The sequence below is a fragment of the Desulfosporomusa polytropa genome, assembly GCF_055380075.1.
In genome coordinates, this window is sequence record NZ_AP042400.1 from 3,984,557 (window position 1) to 3,999,450 (window position 14,894).

At 39.0% G+C, this 14,894-nt stretch carries 18 protein-coding genes; 6 read left to right on the forward strand and 12 right to left on the reverse strand.

All coding sequences use genetic code 11. The annotated features are described in order from the left end of the window. Positions 1 to 42: 42 nt before the first annotated feature. The 6 genes from ACZ449_RS20305 to ACZ449_RS20330 all read right to left on the reverse strand — a co-directional run bounded on the left by ACZ449_RS20305 (position 43) and on the right by ACZ449_RS20330 (position 4,444). Complete coding sequence (locus ACZ449_RS20305) at positions 43 to 288, reverse strand: hypothetical protein (RefSeq protein WP_464257872.1); 246 nt, start codon at positions 286 to 288, stop codon at positions 43 to 45. Positions 289 to 488: 200 nt separating this feature from the next. Continuing rightward, positions 489 to 854, reverse strand: coding sequence for a hypothetical protein (locus tag ACZ449_RS20310; RefSeq protein WP_464257873.1), 366 nt, complete (start codon positions 852 to 854; stop codon positions 489 to 491). A gap of 133 nt (positions 855 to 987) precedes the next feature. Further along, positions 988 to 1,704: a 2-phosphosulfolactate phosphatase gene (locus tag ACZ449_RS20315; RefSeq protein WP_464257874.1), complete on the reverse strand. Its 717-nt coding sequence runs from the start codon at positions 1,702 to 1,704 to the stop codon at positions 988 to 990. A gap of 57 nt (positions 1,705 to 1,761) precedes the next feature. Continuing rightward, positions 1,762 to 2,010, reverse strand: coding sequence for an AbrB/MazE/SpoVT family DNA-binding domain-containing protein (locus tag ACZ449_RS20320; RefSeq protein ID WP_464257875.1), 249 nt, complete (start codon positions 2,008 to 2,010; stop codon positions 1,762 to 1,764). 174 nt (positions 2,011 to 2,184) lie between these two features. Further along, positions 2,185 to 2,511 carry a hypothetical protein gene (locus ACZ449_RS20325; protein ID WP_464257876.1) on the reverse strand — a complete coding sequence of 109 codons (327 nt, stop codon included), beginning with the start codon at positions 2,509 to 2,511 and terminating at the stop codon, positions 2,185 to 2,187. 304 nt (positions 2,512 to 2,815) lie between these two features. Further along, entirely contained in the window at positions 2,816 to 4,444 is a 1,629-nt protein-coding gene (locus ACZ449_RS20330) for a bifunctional diguanylate cyclase/phosphohydrolase (RefSeq protein WP_464257877.1), read from the reverse strand. Positions 4,445 to 4,759: 315 nt separating this feature from the next. Between ACZ449_RS20330 and ACZ449_RS20335 the strand changes: the two genes are divergently transcribed. Together ACZ449_RS20335 and ACZ449_RS20340 are read left to right on the forward strand one after the other, a co-directional pair. After that, a complete protein-coding gene (locus tag ACZ449_RS20335; protein ID WP_464257878.1) occupies positions 4,760 to 4,990 on the forward strand; it encodes a helix-turn-helix transcriptional regulator in 231 nt (76 codons plus the stop codon). Beyond that, entirely contained in the window at positions 4,987 to 5,592 is a 606-nt protein-coding gene (locus ACZ449_RS20340) for a hypothetical protein (RefSeq protein ID WP_464257879.1), read from the forward strand. Before ACZ449_RS20335 ends, ACZ449_RS20340 begins: the two co-directional genes overlap by 4 nt. A gap of 156 nt (positions 5,593 to 5,748) precedes the next feature. Here ACZ449_RS20340 and ACZ449_RS20345 read toward each other — a convergent pair whose 3' ends face one another. Both ACZ449_RS20345 and ACZ449_RS20350 read right to left on the reverse strand, forming a co-directional pair. Then, positions 5,749 to 5,937 carry a hypothetical protein gene (locus ACZ449_RS20345; RefSeq protein WP_464257880.1) on the reverse strand — a complete coding sequence of 63 codons (189 nt, stop codon included), beginning with the start codon at positions 5,935 to 5,937 and terminating at the stop codon, positions 5,749 to 5,751. Between the two features lie 289 nt (positions 5,938 to 6,226). Then, positions 6,227 to 6,595 carry a MerR family transcriptional regulator gene (locus tag ACZ449_RS20350; RefSeq protein ID WP_464257881.1) on the reverse strand — a complete coding sequence of 123 codons (369 nt, stop codon included), beginning with the start codon at positions 6,593 to 6,595 and terminating at the stop codon, positions 6,227 to 6,229. 75 nt (positions 6,596 to 6,670) lie between these two features. On the opposite strand from ACZ449_RS20350, the gene ACZ449_RS20355 reads away from it, so the two are divergent. Both ACZ449_RS20355 and ACZ449_RS20360 read left to right on the forward strand, forming a co-directional pair. Then, complete coding sequence (locus tag ACZ449_RS20355) at positions 6,671 to 7,063, forward strand: carboxymuconolactone decarboxylase family protein (protein WP_464257882.1); 393 nt, start codon at positions 6,671 to 6,673, stop codon at positions 7,061 to 7,063. Positions 7,064 to 7,152: 89 nt separating this feature from the next. Further along, positions 7,153 to 7,488 (forward strand): L,D-transpeptidase, encoded by a 336-nt coding sequence (locus tag ACZ449_RS20360; RefSeq protein WP_464257883.1) that lies wholly within the window; start codon positions 7,153 to 7,155, stop codon positions 7,486 to 7,488. 268 nt (positions 7,489 to 7,756) lie between these two features. On the opposite strand, the gene ACZ449_RS20365 is transcribed toward ACZ449_RS20360, so the two are convergent. Beyond that, positions 7,757 to 8,290 (reverse strand): hypothetical protein, encoded by a 534-nt coding sequence (locus ACZ449_RS20365; protein WP_464257884.1) that lies wholly within the window; start codon positions 8,288 to 8,290, stop codon positions 7,757 to 7,759. A 324-nt stretch (positions 8,291 to 8,614) separates the two neighbouring features. Between ACZ449_RS20365 and ACZ449_RS20370 the strand changes: the two genes are divergently transcribed. Beyond that, positions 8,615 to 10,420, forward strand: coding sequence for an MATE family efflux transporter (locus tag ACZ449_RS20370; protein ID WP_464257885.1), 1,806 nt, complete (start codon positions 8,615 to 8,617; stop codon positions 10,418 to 10,420). 290 nt (positions 10,421 to 10,710) lie between these two features. On the opposite strand, the gene ACZ449_RS20375 is transcribed toward ACZ449_RS20370, so the two are convergent. From ACZ449_RS20375 to ACZ449_RS20385, 3 genes are all read right to left on the reverse strand, one after another. Beyond that, positions 10,711 to 11,430 carry an aquaporin gene (locus ACZ449_RS20375; RefSeq protein WP_464257886.1) on the reverse strand — a complete coding sequence of 240 codons (720 nt, stop codon included), beginning with the start codon at positions 11,428 to 11,430 and terminating at the stop codon, positions 10,711 to 10,713. 15 nt (positions 11,431 to 11,445) lie between these two features. Further along, positions 11,446 to 12,414 carry an arsenosugar biosynthesis arsenite methyltransferase ArsM gene (gene arsM / locus ACZ449_RS20380; RefSeq protein WP_464257887.1) on the reverse strand — a complete coding sequence of 323 codons (969 nt, stop codon included), beginning with the start codon at positions 12,412 to 12,414 and terminating at the stop codon, positions 11,446 to 11,448. Between the two features lie 635 nt (positions 12,415 to 13,049). After that, positions 13,050 to 13,337, reverse strand: a complete 288-nt coding sequence (locus ACZ449_RS20385) for a YciI family protein (RefSeq protein ID WP_464257888.1) — start codon at positions 13,335 to 13,337, stop codon at positions 13,050 to 13,052. A gap of 137 nt (positions 13,338 to 13,474) precedes the next feature. On the opposite strand from ACZ449_RS20385, the gene ACZ449_RS20390 reads away from it, so the two are divergent. Then, complete coding sequence (locus ACZ449_RS20390) at positions 13,475 to 14,806, forward strand: aminotransferase-like domain-containing protein (protein ID WP_464257889.1); 1,332 nt, start codon at positions 13,475 to 13,477, stop codon at positions 14,804 to 14,806. Positions 14,807 to 14,894 lie beyond the last annotated feature (88 nt).

Below are 14,894 nucleotides of genomic sequence, written 5' to 3' on the forward strand. Positions count from 1 at the left end.
GGGCAAAATTAAAAGCCGCGAATTTCGCGGCTTTTAAAAAAATTAATCGTTTGCTTCTTCTTCATCTTCATCTTCATCGATATCGATAGTATCCTCAAAGGTATCGAGAATGTTTTGGTGATGCTCTTCAACTGCATCGTTAATCAATCTTAGTGCTGCATTGGTCTGCTCTTCTGGCAAGCCCATTGCAATTATAATGTCCATCAAGCGGTCTCCAAGGAGTTCAACATCATCAGTAAAAAGTACCGGGATTTCATCCGTCATTTCTAGATCCTCTTCATCGCACATAATACACACTCCTCGTCACTGTTTATTTTGCTACCTCAAGCGAGCAGCCTCATTATAGTATTAGACTACGATACTGCTTGATACACTATTATTGTAACACACATTAATACAAATAATTATTAAATCCATAATTTCTTTACCAATTTATTTCAATCCAGGCCCATCATTGACAATTTGCACAACCGCCCACCCCTGTTGTTTTAGTCATTTGATGCGCTGCCAATTACAATCCCAATCAAAATAGCGGCAATATCACGCAATTCACGGTCATGACGGTCATCTTCATGCCTCTGACGTTCACGCCATTCCCGTTCACTCTCGTAATGGCGCCGCCTCATTTCTCTTTCGTGCCGCTCATTTTCTTGACGCATTCGTTCGTCATGCCGCCGGTCATCGTCACGGTGGTCTCTATGGTCTCTATGACCGTGATAGTCATGATGATCAAGCTGTACTATTCCACTGTTTTGTAAGGGTCCTGGTGCTGCTGCAGCTACCGATGATACCATGCCAACTTGCATTATACCGAGCATTGAGTATATGATTACCTTTTTCGCCACACTTTTCATAGGAACACTTCCTTTTTGGTTAATGCTGAATCTATCTAGTTACATACTACCCACCATTTTTTAGAATTTGTTTAGAATTTATTGGATAATTCAACATACCCCTTACAAACGACCTTACGGAGGAAAATTCATACTAGCTTTGCTTCAAAAAGATAACTCCGTCCTTATATTCGGGCACAACTTCTATAATATCTTTTTGGAAACAATACTCGACATCATCTTGATGGTTTATTTCACACAAGCGCTTACCGTTCCGACTGTTTTTGGCAGTGATAAGCCCGTCTTTTGCCTGCAAATACATAAGCTGGGCAGCACAAGCAGCATCTGTTAACCGAGCTTCTGTTGCTGCTCTATGGATAATATCAACAAGAAACCCTGCACATAACGCATCTTCAAGGGAAAACATCCGGTCTGTTCCTGCACAAACAAGTAACACATCGTTGCCATACTCCAAAACTTTTTTACATACGGCATGCGCATTTAAAAAAGAACCTATCAGCGTCCGGTATGACCCTTGAGCAGCGCGAATAGCAACAGTTCCATTCGTTGTCGTCATGATGATATGTCGGTTTTCTACAACGGCCTTAGAAAACTCATACGGGGAGTTGCCTAAGTCGAAGCCGTCTATCTTAATAGACTGCCGCTCTCCGGCCAATAGACACAATCCTGTTTGTACTGCCTGCGCATGAGCCTCTTCAACCGAAACTACAGGATAAATTGCCTTACAGCCGTTAGCCATGGCTGTAGTAATACTGGTGGTTGCTCGGAAAATATCCAAAATAATGCAGACCGTATTAGATAAATCTATATCACTTACTTCCGCAGGCAGGAACGTAACATTAATATTCATAGAACTACCTCCATAAAAAAGCCGCACCCCGAAGGATACGACTTATTTTTTGAATTATTACACTGCTCTTTGACTCATAACTAAAAGACATTCTTTACAAACATTTTTACCCTTGAAATCAGTTACCTCATCAGCACTTCCACAAAATACGCAAGCAGGCTCATATTTCCGCAAAATGATTCGGTCATTATCAGTATATATTTCGAGGCCATCCTTTTCTTCGATACCAAAGGTACGGCGCAATTCGATAGGTATTACCACTCTGCCGAGTTCGTCCACCCTTCTAACAATTCCAGTTGCTTTCATTTTCATTTCTCCTTCGTATTACCACGTTCGACAAAATGTTACAAGATAAATATACCAAATCATATAATACCTGTCAATTAGATTTTATTTTTAAAAAAATAAATAGCAGAATCGAAATTAATCGAATCTGCTAAAGAAATCGCTATATAGTATGCCTAAGATGATTTGTCGCGATTACTCTTTAACATCAAATAAAATTTTACAAGAAGAGCCCTGTTTTTTATCATCATACAGCCAGACCAACGGCTTAGTGCGCTTTAGCAAATAACCCCAGTCTATAGTGGCTGCTACTACCCTGTTAAAAGTGCGACTCGAAGAATCATTGAAACGGAGTGCTACCTGAATGGAACGGTTATTATCATTTTTTTTAAGTTCAAATTGTTCTAAAATTTTTGTATCATCATTTTCCTGTAGGTTACCAAAGACTTTTACCTGGCGGCCAAGGGTATTTTTCAATATTGTCTGGAGATTAGAGTATACACCGTCAAACCGACTGTTCATCAATACACCTACTTTCAAAATGCTTCTCGAACAATGGGAAGAGAGATACGCCACCGACAGTTACCGGAGTATTTTTGCCTACCACTACAGTTCTGTGTCTAAAATAACTATACAGGGACTGGTATAAATTTGCAACCTTAATTTACCAAATGTTGCAAAAATAGGACCGAAGTGGTACATATCCTGACTGAATGGGTATATCAACTAAGCGAAGTGTTGATTCATACAATTGAAAAGCATTAGATTATGTGTGGTAACTACACCTATGCTCTATCATAAGAAAAGACTAGACAAATCGAATGATTCATCTAATCGTAGTAAATATTTGTACTAATACAGGATCAAATTGAGCACCAGCGCACTTCTGCAGCTCATTAATTGCAGCTTCATGGCTTATGGCTTTTCGATAAGGGCGGTCACTAACCATCGCATCATAGGCATCGGCTATGGCAACAATACGACATTCTAAGGGAATTGTATCACCCTTGATTCCTAGTGGATAACCTTCTCCATTCCACCATTCATGATGCTTTAATATCCAGTCGGCAATAGGTAATAGATCTGTGGATGCCTGAGCAATGCGATAACCGATTTCACAGTGACGTTGTATCTGTTCTCGTTCTTCTTTGACTAACGGCCCAGGCTTATGAAGAATGCGGTCAGGAACACCAATTTTCCCAACATCATGAAACTCGGCAAATAATTGAATATCAGCAATCGCCGACCCCGGTATCCCTGCTGCACTTGCAAATCTTGCTATTAAATTTTGCAATCTATCGCCATAAACCCCAGTGTCATAGTCTCGCGCTGATAACATATTTTTAACAGTTTGGATTATTGATCCCTCAGTACCAGCCTTGCGGTAAAGTTTTTCTCGATACATTTTATTATCAGCGTCACGTAACAGAGCGCGTTTTGACTTATCAATACCACTAGAATATGCGTAACCAACCGACATTTCTAACGGAATGGCAACCTCAGCAAGCCTTTCATTTTCAGTCTGAATGGTATCGTGAATACGTTTATACATGGCCTCCATATCATTTGTAGTGACCCCTCGAACTACAACTGCGAATTCGTCCCCGCCAATTCTTGCAATAGTACTATTTTCTCCAAATGACTCTTGCAGAACTTTTGCCGCCCGAACCAGTGTTGCATCACCTTGCTCATGACCTAATGTATCATTAATAAACTTTAATCTGTCTATATCTACCGCAAATACACCAATTCCACTTTCACTTTGATGCTCAAAATCGGTTACTTCTCTTTCAAAATACGTCCGGTTATAAAGTCCAGTCAAAGCATCATGGTAGCTGAAATACAATAAGCTTTCTTGTGCCTGCTGGCTTTGCGCTAAATATTTTTTGGCTCTTTCATGTTCTTGGTTGTAATGTTTTAGAATGATCACAAATACTACGGTATTAGCAATTATAGTAGTTGTTAACCCAATAAAAATGTCAATAAATCTTTCGGCATTACTAGAATAGCCGACAATTATCGAAGGATATTTATATTCCAATAATAAGAGAACACCTGATATGATTATAAAATAAGCGATTACCACACTTCTTCTAAAACCGGAAAATACAGTTGCCGCCACCGAGGAAAACAATATTATGTAGAACGCGATACTTCCTGAAATTCCCCCATTTAAAATCCATGAAACCGGAGCAATGATAAAGATAGCACTTATCAAAAGAAAAACGGCAATTGTATATTTTTTCTGCACAGCAGATACATAGTAAAGAGCTGCCATAATAACCGCACTGACTATGCAAGTCAACACTAGTAAGGAATCTAAATCAAGCAGATAATTAGTGATCCCACTCCATACCGCTAAAATAAGGCCAAAAATTAATACTATGTTGAGCAATCTATGCTCAATTGAAAATTGAGTTTCATCTCCGATGAGCTTGTGCAATTCAATCCTCACCTGTTAGCAACACCTTCCTGATATCAACTTTCTCACTTGCTCGAACTTCAGTCACGCCGCACATATACTGGGGGATAATGAGTCCCACTAGGCGTCATTCGACAAGCTTACTATTTTCCCTGCTGTTTTAGGCCTTTCACCCATAGTAACATTTTAAGCATAACTCCTCTGAATATGCAAAAACTCTGTAGACGAGACTCGCCTACAGAGTTTTTACATTTGCCAGCCTCTATTTAATAATGTAAAATAAACTTGACATTTTGTTTAATTAATTATACATTTATAATATACTTGCATTATGAAAGGGGGTACTGTATGACTAAATCAACAACGCAGCTTAAAATAATAAATCGCCTGCATGTATATCGGGCAGAGCAGAGACTGACCCAAGAGCAGCTAGCAAAGGCGATTGGCGTAACAAGGGCGACTATTGTAGCGATGGAAGGCGGAGGTTATAACCCTTCTTTAGAGTTGGCCTTTCGTATTGCCCGTTTTTTCAAAACAGACATTAACGCTATTTTTTCGATTGAGGAGGAATCAGAATGAACAGATTTGACAGAGTTATTTTAAAAATATTTTTGTATGAGCTGCCTATAATTTTGCTTTATTTTATCTCAATTTCTATATTTGGCTTGGAAGCGGCCGCGCAGAAAAATAGTTATGCAAAAGTCTGGTATGATTTTGGCGGATGCTTTATCTTTGGATCATGGATGGTAGTTTCTCTTTGTCTCAGTATGAGGCTAATGATGTCAGCCTCATGTAGAGAAAAAGTATTGGCGAAACTTACTTTCCTCAAAGAGCGGGACGAACGCGAAGTACTCTTGACCGGACAGGCGGCCAAAAACACCATGCTGACTACACTTGCTATATTGCTCTTTTTATTTTGTCTTTCTTGTTTTCAGATTTCTATATACCAGGTACCGCCGGAGCAAGCTGTGGATGGAAAAAGTAGAGTGCTATCACTGGGTTTGCAGTTTGATTTCATTAACAGCACGACGAAAAAACCTCCTCAGACAAATGAAAATCTAGAAAAAGAAAATCTAGTATCCTACACTGCTCTGCCTATCTCAAGTTCGTCAGTAATTATTGGCTTAATTGGTTGGCAAATTGTATCATACAATTACCTAATGCGCCGTGCTATGAAATAAACCAGATTGGAGCAAGTATCGGCCTGACCGCACTGATTAGACAAAGACAAGGGAACGCTGGTTGTGTCATTTATGGCACTTCCACTGTCCCCTTGTCTTCTTTAACTTCCACTAGTCCCATCTGTTGGGAGTTACTCTTCCATTTCCTCGGTATCTTCAGTTTAATTCATCTTCTTCTAAGTAGTAAACGAAAGTACAGAGAGGTAACGAACAAGCTATTCCATAGACTAATGCTATAAAACTTGACTTAATTGTATAATCCCAAAATGTGCAATAAGCAAAGAAAAGTGCCACTGTTGAGGAAAACCCTAATATTACTCTAATCATACATAATATATCTTTCATACAATAAACCTCTTTCATTCTATTTTTCTTCCTCTAACTCAGGTATAACTACTAAATTACAAATTGAGTAGGAGGCTGGTAAATCGCAATAATAAACCCCCCAAGCCAATTTCTTAGGCTAGGGGGTTATAATTTTTTCATATATTCGCCTCTAGTATTTTCTAAATCCTATTTGATTAAAATATAAATCAAATGGATAATTATTGTCAATTAAAAAGTTTATTCCGTATTGTTGGACTTTTCTGGAATAATGCAACATTCGCTATATTACAATGCTAGTTTGTTAGTTTTATGGCTCGTTATTTTTTAATTTGTGCTGATATACCTTGATTTTTTCCTCCAGATTTTGTAGATTATTATCCCATTTGGCCTTTTCCTGTATGACCGTCAGTTTGTGGTTTTCGAGTATTTCTAATCTTCGCCTAATGGTCGAGTCGCCCTGATAGCGTAGTACAGCGTATTCTCTAATAGCTTTTATGGGCATGCCTGTATCTTTTAGCTTTTTGATAAATAAAATCCAAGCAATATCTTCTATAGTATAATACCGCCGTCTGCCGGAATCTCGGTTGACGACAATTAATTGCTCCTGCTCATAGTAGCGAAGTGTAGGCGCGCTAAGATTGGTTAGCTTTGAAAATTGTCCTATTGAATAATTCATTGATAAAATCCTCTTGACTTAAAGTATACTTTAACATTTACAATTCAATTATATCAAATACAGGAGGTCACAACAATGGAATTAAATCGATTTGAACAAGGGTTACAAAAACTGGCAGAGGTAGATGGTACAGCTGGTGAAAATGTCATTAACGCTCTTAAGGATATTGCACCCGATTTAGGCAGGTACATTATCGAATTTGCTTTTGGTGATATATACTGCCGGGAAGAATTGAATCTACAGGAACGGGAAATGGTTACCTTATCAAGTTTGTTAACCCAAGGCGGCTGTGAAAATCAGCTGGAGGTACATATCAATGGGGCGCTAAACGTAGGAATTACATCAAATAAGATTATCGAGATTTTTATGCAGTGCATTCCTTATACAGGATTTCCGCGAGTTCTAAATGCGGTTGGGGTTGCTAGGAAAGTCTTTGCGGCGCGTAAAGAAGTTGTCAAATTAGTATAATTTACAGATTTTTCCTATTAGAACTATGCACTGACAAACGAAATAGCCGTACCTCTTGTGTTGCATATAATACCACAGGAGGTGATACAGTGGCCTATTCGATCACTGTAAATTTATCGACTAAGCGTCTTGCACTCTATAAGAATGGATCACCTATAGGCTCATATCCCGTCGGGGTTGGCAAAATGCTTACACCGACGCCATCGGGTACCTACAATATCATTAATAAGGTATCAAATCCTGGCGGACCCTTTGGTGCTATGTGGATGGGATTAAGCATACCGCACTATGGCATCCATGGTACCAATAATCCAGCCTCTATCGGGAAATTGGTATCACACGGATGCATACGCATGTATAATAAGGACGTTCTTGAACTCTCGCGGTTAGTTCCTATTGGAACGCCTGTTACTATTACCAATTAATTTCGTATTAACCGTAAACGAATGTTGGTACCAATTTAAAAGATAAGTGCTTATACCAATTCTGCCTCGCAAGCCTGTTGATAACTGCAACAATGATATGTTAAAAAAAATCGATAGAATATCTAAATGGCTTGCAAACATAAACATCAATACTATTAGCTAAATAAAACGGCAAAAAGGTTCTACAAGCAAATGCTTGCAGAACCTTTTTAATGGTGCGCCTGGGAGGACTCGAACCATCGACTGACGCAGTTTAGGAAGGCATGATTCATTTTTTGTCTTGCTCATCCTGTTCTAATGGTTTCGCTGCTGCTGGTTGCAGGTTTGCTCTAAAGCTGGTTTTTTCAGACCTAACAAATATTCCTTCTTGCCACATTTGATAACCGTATACTAAAACACCATCGATAGTAGTAATTAGTGCGTTTAGTAAAGGGGTAATACCTACCTCTTGAAAAAGTCCTCTGCTGCCTAGAAAATAAACATGAAATAAATATATAAATCCAAAGTTTAGTACTGTATCTATTACTAGGTATATCCAAAATCGACCATAAATAAAGCGGAATAGCCACATAGTAGTGACAATATTTAATCCAAAAATAATATAAGAGTGTGTCTTTAGTGGATAAGCTGCTTCTCCATAGATAAACCACCCTAGATTTTCTCCCGCCTCTACAACTAATATACTAGTAAGCGCAGAAAATAGAGCGACAGGCATGAAACGCTTTATATCTTCCTTCTTCATAAAGACTAAAGTCAGCCATGGCAGGAGTAACATTGACCATAAAATCACTTGATTACTCAAGGCAATCCTCCCCCTAGTTATATGTTTATTATTGACTTGCCGCTGCCATCCTATTCTGACAGCATAAAGGAGTTCCAGTCAAATTCGATTTTGATGGCAGGATTCCTTGCTATTATCCGAGAAGTAGTTTGGTAGAGCCTGTAAAATATTTCTAAACGGAGGTCCGCAATAAATTTTGAAGTAATGTATTTGAAGCACACTCACCACCACGTGATTGGTAGTTGCCTTTAATCTCAACAATATAGTTGTAAAACAAAATAAGCCCAAGAGCAACGGTTTCATCCCGTTTTGTGCCTTGAACTTGTGAAAGGAATGATTATAGCTATGGACTTTGGCTACCATCGGAATAGCGGTCTGCTAGATATAAAATTTAGAAAATTTTTTATTCCGACTGTCTTGACTGCTATGGCAAATTCCATGTCCATTATTGTGGATGGTATTATTGTTGGGAATTTTCTGGGTGCAAATGCCTTGGCAGCTGTTAATCTGGTAATTCCTATACAGATGCTTTATACCACAGTCGCTGTTTTCCTGGGAATGGGAGCTGCGACTGTGATAGCTGTTGCCAAAGGCAGGCGCGAAGAGGCGTATGCTAATGATATTTTTACCGTTTCTTTGGTGGCGATGCTTGTTGTAAGCGTAGTCTTGATGATCGTTCAATTTTTATTCTTAGATAAAATCAGCCTGTTGTTAACAAGTGAGGCGGTTTTACTGCCGCTGGTTAAGGAATTTTATCAGGTGCTGATTTATGGAACACCGGTATTGGTACTGATCCCGGGTATGGTGTATTGTCTTCGAACTGATGGGAAAGCCAAACTGGCATCTGTCGTATTACTTACGGCCAACGGGATTAATCTTCTGTTAGATTTAGTTTATATCGGTCTCTTTGGCATGGGTATCGGCGGCGCTGCACTTGCCACCGTTTCCGGCTATGTGATTGGATTTGCGGTGCTGCTTTCTTATGTATTTGCTAAAGACAGAACGCTGAATATTAATTTAAAACTGCTGTCTAAGCCTGTACGGGCACTCCAGTATCTAGAGCGGATTTTTATTACTGGTACACCGAGTGCTAGCAGCAATATCTTAATGACTCTTAAAATGTTATGTATCAATACTATTGTTTTGAACGTGGCAGGAAGCTCTGGTCTGGTGGCTTTTTCGGTATGTATTTCCTGTCTTTTCTTGATATCAATGTTTATTTCCGGGACAGCTCTGACTATGGCACCGATCATAGGAACCTTGTATGGGGAAAAAGATTTTGTGGGAATCAGGTTTGTTGTGAAGCGGGCATTTCAGATCCTTGTTCTTGCAAGTATTGTGATTATTGCGTTGTTGCAGTTTTTCCCAGAAGCCGTATTGACCTTATTTGGGTTAACTCATGCCGCTGATCTGGCAGTAGGAGTACTGGCAGTCAGAATATTTTCCGTCAGCTTAATCGGGTCAAGCCTCACCTATCTTATGTTGTACTATTATATGACCACAGGAAGAAGAAAAATTGCTAATGCCATTTCCGTTGTGCAAGGGTTTGCGGTTGTGGTACCAGGAGCTTTAGTCTTATCAAGGCTGATGGGTATTACAGGCGTATGGATTTCCTTTGTTCTGGCAGAAGCTGTCACAATTATGATGATTGTGGTGTATTACCTTTATATGAAGAAAAAGTCAGCAGGAAGGTATAAAGATATATTATTATTGGATAACGAACGTGTTTGCGATTTTAGGATGCTGGATTTAACCATCATGAGCAGCATTGAACATGCAGTAGGTGTTTCGGAAAAAACCATTGAATTTTTGGATAAAGGCGGAATCGAAATTAGACTGTGCAATAAGGTGGGAATGGTAATCGAAGAAATGGCTGTCAATACAGCGAGATATGGCTATAATCAAGGCAAGAAAAAGAATTACATTGATATTCGCATTAAAATACTAGAAGAGGAAATTATAATCGTTTTGAGGGATGATGGTGAATACTTTGATCCGACAAAGTATTCGGACAGCGAAAAAGAAGAAAAGAGTTACCTGGTTGGTGGCATTGAATTAGTAAACGCCATTGCCAAGAAAGTGGAGTATTCTCGTGTTTTGGGATTGAATAATACAACGATTACGATTCATTCCGGAAAGTTGTGCTCATAAGGAGCATCATGGATAATCACATGACTTCAATCTGGTTGTTCATAGAACAGTCGTATTTTTCATTTAAGGGTATTCTGTTGATATCCTTCGCTTCACACAGTAATATACTAATACCTTCCATTTAGTCGCATTCAGTACGATACTAGAATTTTTTCTAAAAATTTTCTGAGGATTGACCTGCTGAAAGCAACTATCGAAAAGGCTATAGGAGAAAAAGCCGGGATAACGCAAATTAGCGAAATCCCGGCTTTTATACCATATTATTTCTTTTCAGACCTTGATTGTCACACCTATATATAGGTGCCATCCAAATTTATATTTGCACAAGTTGCTTCATGGGAAGGTGAAGGCGAATTACCAATAACATTGTAAAGTAATGAACCACAAATCGCGCCCATAGTTGGCGAGACTATATACAACCAAAGATGTTCCATATTCCCAGAGATGATTCCTGGTGCGATAGAACGTGCTGGATTAAAAGAACCACCTGAAATCGGCCCCGCCACGGTTGCTCCAATCAAAACCGTCAAGCCTATTGCTATTCCCGCAAAACTACCCTCAGCCCTAGAATCTGTCGCAACACTCATTATCACGAACATTAACAAGAACGTGAAAACAAATTCCATAATAAATGAGGTGGTGATTAAATTACTTCCTACTGGTAGTGTAGGAAATGTTCCGCCCATATCACAGACATTACCCAAGAGCATCCTTAAAACTGCACTGGCACACAAAGCTCCTAGTATCTGGCTTATGATATAGGGTACTATTTGTCCCTTGCTAAACTTCCCCACAACAGAAAATGCAATAGTAACCGCAGGATTAAAATGCGCTCCTGATATATGCCCACAAGCGTATATCAGAATTAGGATAACAAAACCAAAAGCAAAAGCAATACCCATATGACCAAGTGCATTATTTGAGAGGTGATTTACGATTATTGCGCCTGTCCCCACAAATAGCAAGAAAAATGTACCAATAAACTCAGTGATATATTTTTTTAATTCCATGACTTCACCCCATAATTAGCAGCATCCGCCGCCAGTGTAGTGATAAGTTGGCTCGGTTATTAATAAGTCCTTGCGGTTTAATGCACGCAAATTTTTAGCCGTCTTTTGGCAAATTGGCAATGGTACATCCCTTTGAACAAAATGTCCCTTGCCATCATCAAAATTATCTTCTTCCCCAAAATATATAACCGTTTCACCAGCGAAAACACATGCTCCGTCGGATTGAATGGGATTTTTGTAAGCGACCAATTCGAGTGACTCCAATAAAATATCCTCTGACACTCCATATCGTTTCGCATCCAAAATACGGTATGGGCGACGGGCGCGTATTTCAATCGTACCGAATCCTACGCTAATTATTTTATCTAAGTACTCTTGGTAGCTTAATGCTCCTGAAAGGCACATTGCCCGTAACCGTTCATCCTTACGTAAGTGTTCTGGTATTGGCTTAGTTGTAATCGGGTCAGATATGTAAAGTCTGCCACCTGGTTTTAAAACGCGGTACATTTCAGCAAGAGCTTTAGTCAAGTCATTTTCTTTGAAGATATTGAAAAGACAGTTCTGAGCGGCGACATCTACGCTTTCATTTTCTATCGGGAGGTTAAGCGCATCACCTTGAACCACTTTAATAAAATCTGGTTGGAACCAATTATTTAAATCGGCCGCTAGTTTAAAATTCTCCTGAGCTTTAGCCATCATTTCGGGAACCCTGTCTACGGCAATTACCGAATTGGGTCGCCGAACAAAATATGCAAATTGAAGTGCTTCTAAGCCACCGCCTACACCTACGTAAAGAATAGTATCCTTCGGATTTAGGTCGCCAAAGTGTACAGTAGTTCCGCAGCCATAGTTCATTTCGTGCATAATGTCTGGAACGTTTAAATCCGGCAAAAACCGTGCCTGACTTGTTACACAACACAAGCTAGCCTGAGGTGTTAAAGCCGCTTCCTTATACAATTCATGAGTAGTATCGAGATAACTCATTTTTATTGCTCCCTCTTTAATTTATTTGCTGTTCATCTTTCAGCTTCTACCATATTTTTCATTACAAGGTTATTATATATAAAAGCGCCTACGATTGCAAGTTCATTTTAATTTGCAATCGTAGGCTTTTTAAGCAATATACTTTCATTTATTTTTAGGTTTTTCAACGTAAGTAAGAAACATCAAACAAGAACGCATTCATCTTTACCTTTTAGCAAACCAGCCGCTTCCGGCAGAAATACCGAGGTACCAAGGAAACGTAAGTCCAATACTTCAACATGTTCTGGATAGTACTGCTGCAAAATTGAAATCATTGGTGGATGAGTAAAAAACCGCCGCCCCCATCCTACCAGAAGTACTTCCAATACCTTTGAATATTATGTTTGAAATGAGCCACGCGTGTACTCTCACATCTACAAGTGGCTTTCGTAGTACCATCGTGGCTCTCTTTTATGAACATCGCGAAAGTGGTTTCGTTCTTCGTTTGCTTCCCTACTTAACTAGCAAAATTCGAATCTTTGACGGGAGCAACGGAACCGTCCCCTGGCTTACGCAATGATAGCAAGGCCCTGAAGCCTTGCTATCATTGTATTTAGATGGTGCGCCCGGGGGGACTCGGTTTTACTTTTTACCTGTTACCCAAGCAGCGGTTTTAATTCATCAGCATACATTGTCGGTAAAAATTCAATAATTTCATAGTCAGCCAGCCTTTTAGCATAAAATGGATCTTCAGCAATAATAGTAGCAACTTCAGCTCTGTCTTTAGCTGTGCATACAATAGCTCCGCCGACGCGCGGATTTTGCGGCCCTGAGCAAATGAATTTGCCGAGGGCATAATATTTATTCAAATATTCAATATGGGCGGACAGGGCGTTATCAATTTCGCTAAGCTCGCTTGTATATTTCAAAATCAAAATAAACATATATAATCTCTCCTTTTTTAGTACAGGAATCATTTGTAACTACGTAGTACAATAGTTATTATAAGCAAAACATTCTGTTACCACAATGAATAAAATCGTACGTTGTACTAGTACAAGAATTATAGAAGAGGTCAGTCATGCCTAAATATATGGAAATTGCAAAGTACTTGCTAAAGAAAATCGAAAACAGCGAAATCAAAACGAAAGAACGCATGCCGACTATTCGAGAACTTGCAGAACTGTATCAGTGCAGCAAGGTGACAGCAGTCAGAGCCTATGCCGAACTGCAGCAGCGGCATATAGTTTTTGCTGTTCCACAGGATGGCTATTATCTGGTAAATAACAAACACGCTGAAGTCGGCCCAAAACTAGTAAACTTTGTCTCAACCACTCCTGATGACACAGTTCTCCCTTATCAGGAAATTGAGCATTGCCTAAACGGAGCTATTCATAAGTATCAGCATGCCCTTTTTAATTACGCTCCGCCCCAAGGCTTGCCCAGCCTAATTGCAGCTATGAAGGTATATCTGGAGGATTATCAGATATTTGCTAAACCGGACAATCTGTTTATTACGGCAGGCGCAAAGCAAACACTAAATATTTTGGCAGCTATGCCATTTCCTAATAATAAAACTAATATTTTAGTAGAACAGCCAACTTATAATGGACTGGTAAAGTTTTTGGAGGCAAGTAAATTTCCTGTATACGGAGTCACAAGAAACTTTTCCGGCCTAGATTTAACCGAACTTGAACAACATTTTGCCCAAAATAATATCAAGCTTTTCTATACTGTACCAAGGTTTCACAATCCCTTAGGTACAAGCCTAAATAAAAATGAGCGCAAAGCAATTTTAAAGCTTGCCGCTAAATATGATGTGTATATCATCGAAGATGATTATTTAAGTGATTTAGAATTGCAGAATAATGCCTATTCTTTGTATTATGAAGATATGAATGACAGAGTTATCTATATTAAAACCTTTTCTAAAATACTTTTGCCAGGCCTCAGAATTGCCGCAGCAGTAATACCTGGAGTGCTTGCCAAGCATTTTACAGAGTATAAAAAATGGATCGATTTAAGTACCTCAATCTTATCTCAAGGAGCTTTAGAAATATACATAAAATCCGGTATGATTAAGACTCATCGTAAAAAGATGCGGCAAATCTATGCTGAAAAAATGAAGCTGCTTAATGAGTTAGTAGAGACAGCGCCCATTCCTCATATTTGCTGGCATATCCCGAAATCCGGTTTTTTTGCCTGCGGAGAATTTTTGCGTGTTACTGATATAGATAAACTGATAAAGAGGCTTAAAGAGAAAAATATAATCATTAATAATATATGCGAAAATTACATAGACACGTATTATAATGATAGAATTTTAAAGCTTAGTATAAGCAAAGTTAGCCTTGATGATATAAGCTATGGTATTGATGCTATTGGGGATGAAATAAAGAAGATTGAGGAGTAATTATTAGCTACAGCGATGTTAAGGTGACGGGGTTGTCTTTAGTTCGATTCTATCAAGAAGAAACCTGGTCATTAATTAAATTATATCT

Bases quoted from the DNA above. Each gene is read 5' to 3' on its own strand.
- ACZ449_RS20390 (WP_464257889.1), top strand. From the start codon at position 13,475: ATGCCTAAATATATGGAAATTGCAAAGTACTTGCTAAAGAAAATCGAA.
- ACZ449_RS20335 (WP_464257878.1), top strand. From the start codon at position 4,760: ATGACTAAATCAACAACGCAGCTTAAAATAATAAATCGCCTGCATGTA.
- ACZ449_RS20350 (WP_464257881.1), bottom strand. From the start codon at position 6,595: ATGAATTATTCAATAGGACAATTTTCAAAGCTAACCAATCTTAGCGCG.
- ACZ449_RS20385 (WP_464257888.1), bottom strand. From the start codon at position 13,337: ATGTTTATTTTGATTTTGAAATATACAAGCGAGCTTAGCGAAATTGAT.
- ACZ449_RS20310 (WP_464257873.1), bottom strand. From the start codon at position 854: ATGAAAAGTGTGGCGAAAAAGGTAATCATATACTCAATGCTCGGTATA.
- arsM (WP_464257887.1), bottom strand. From the start codon at position 12,414: ATGAGTTATCTCGATACTACTCATGAATTGTATAAGGAAGCGGCTTTA.
- ACZ449_RS20345 (WP_464257880.1), bottom strand. From the start codon at position 5,937: ATGAAAGATATATTATGTATGATTAGAGTAATATTAGGGTTTTCCTCA.
- ACZ449_RS20315 (WP_464257874.1), bottom strand. From the start codon at position 1,704: ATGAATATTAATGTTACGTTCCTGCCTGCGGAAGTAAGTGATATAGAT.
- ACZ449_RS20325 (WP_464257876.1), bottom strand. From the start codon at position 2,511: ATGAACAGTCGGTTTGACGGTGTATACTCTAATCTCCAGACAATATTG.
- ACZ449_RS20340 (WP_464257879.1), top strand. From the start codon at position 4,987: ATGAACAGATTTGACAGAGTTATTTTAAAAATATTTTTGTATGAGCTG.
- ACZ449_RS20305 (WP_464257872.1), bottom strand. From the start codon at position 288: ATGTGCGATGAAGAGGATCTAGAAATGACGGATGAAATCCCGGTACTT.
- ACZ449_RS20355 (WP_464257882.1), top strand. From the start codon at position 6,671: ATGGAATTAAATCGATTTGAACAAGGGTTACAAAAACTGGCAGAGGTA.
- ACZ449_RS20320 (WP_464257875.1), bottom strand. From the start codon at position 2,010: ATGAAAGCAACTGGAATTGTTAGAAGGGTGGACGAACTCGGCAGAGTG.
- ACZ449_RS20370 (WP_464257885.1), top strand. From the start codon at position 8,615: ATGGACTTTGGCTACCATCGGAATAGCGGTCTGCTAGATATAAAATTT.
- ACZ449_RS20375 (WP_464257886.1), bottom strand. From the start codon at position 11,430: ATGGAATTAAAAAAATATATCACTGAGTTTATTGGTACATTTTTCTTG.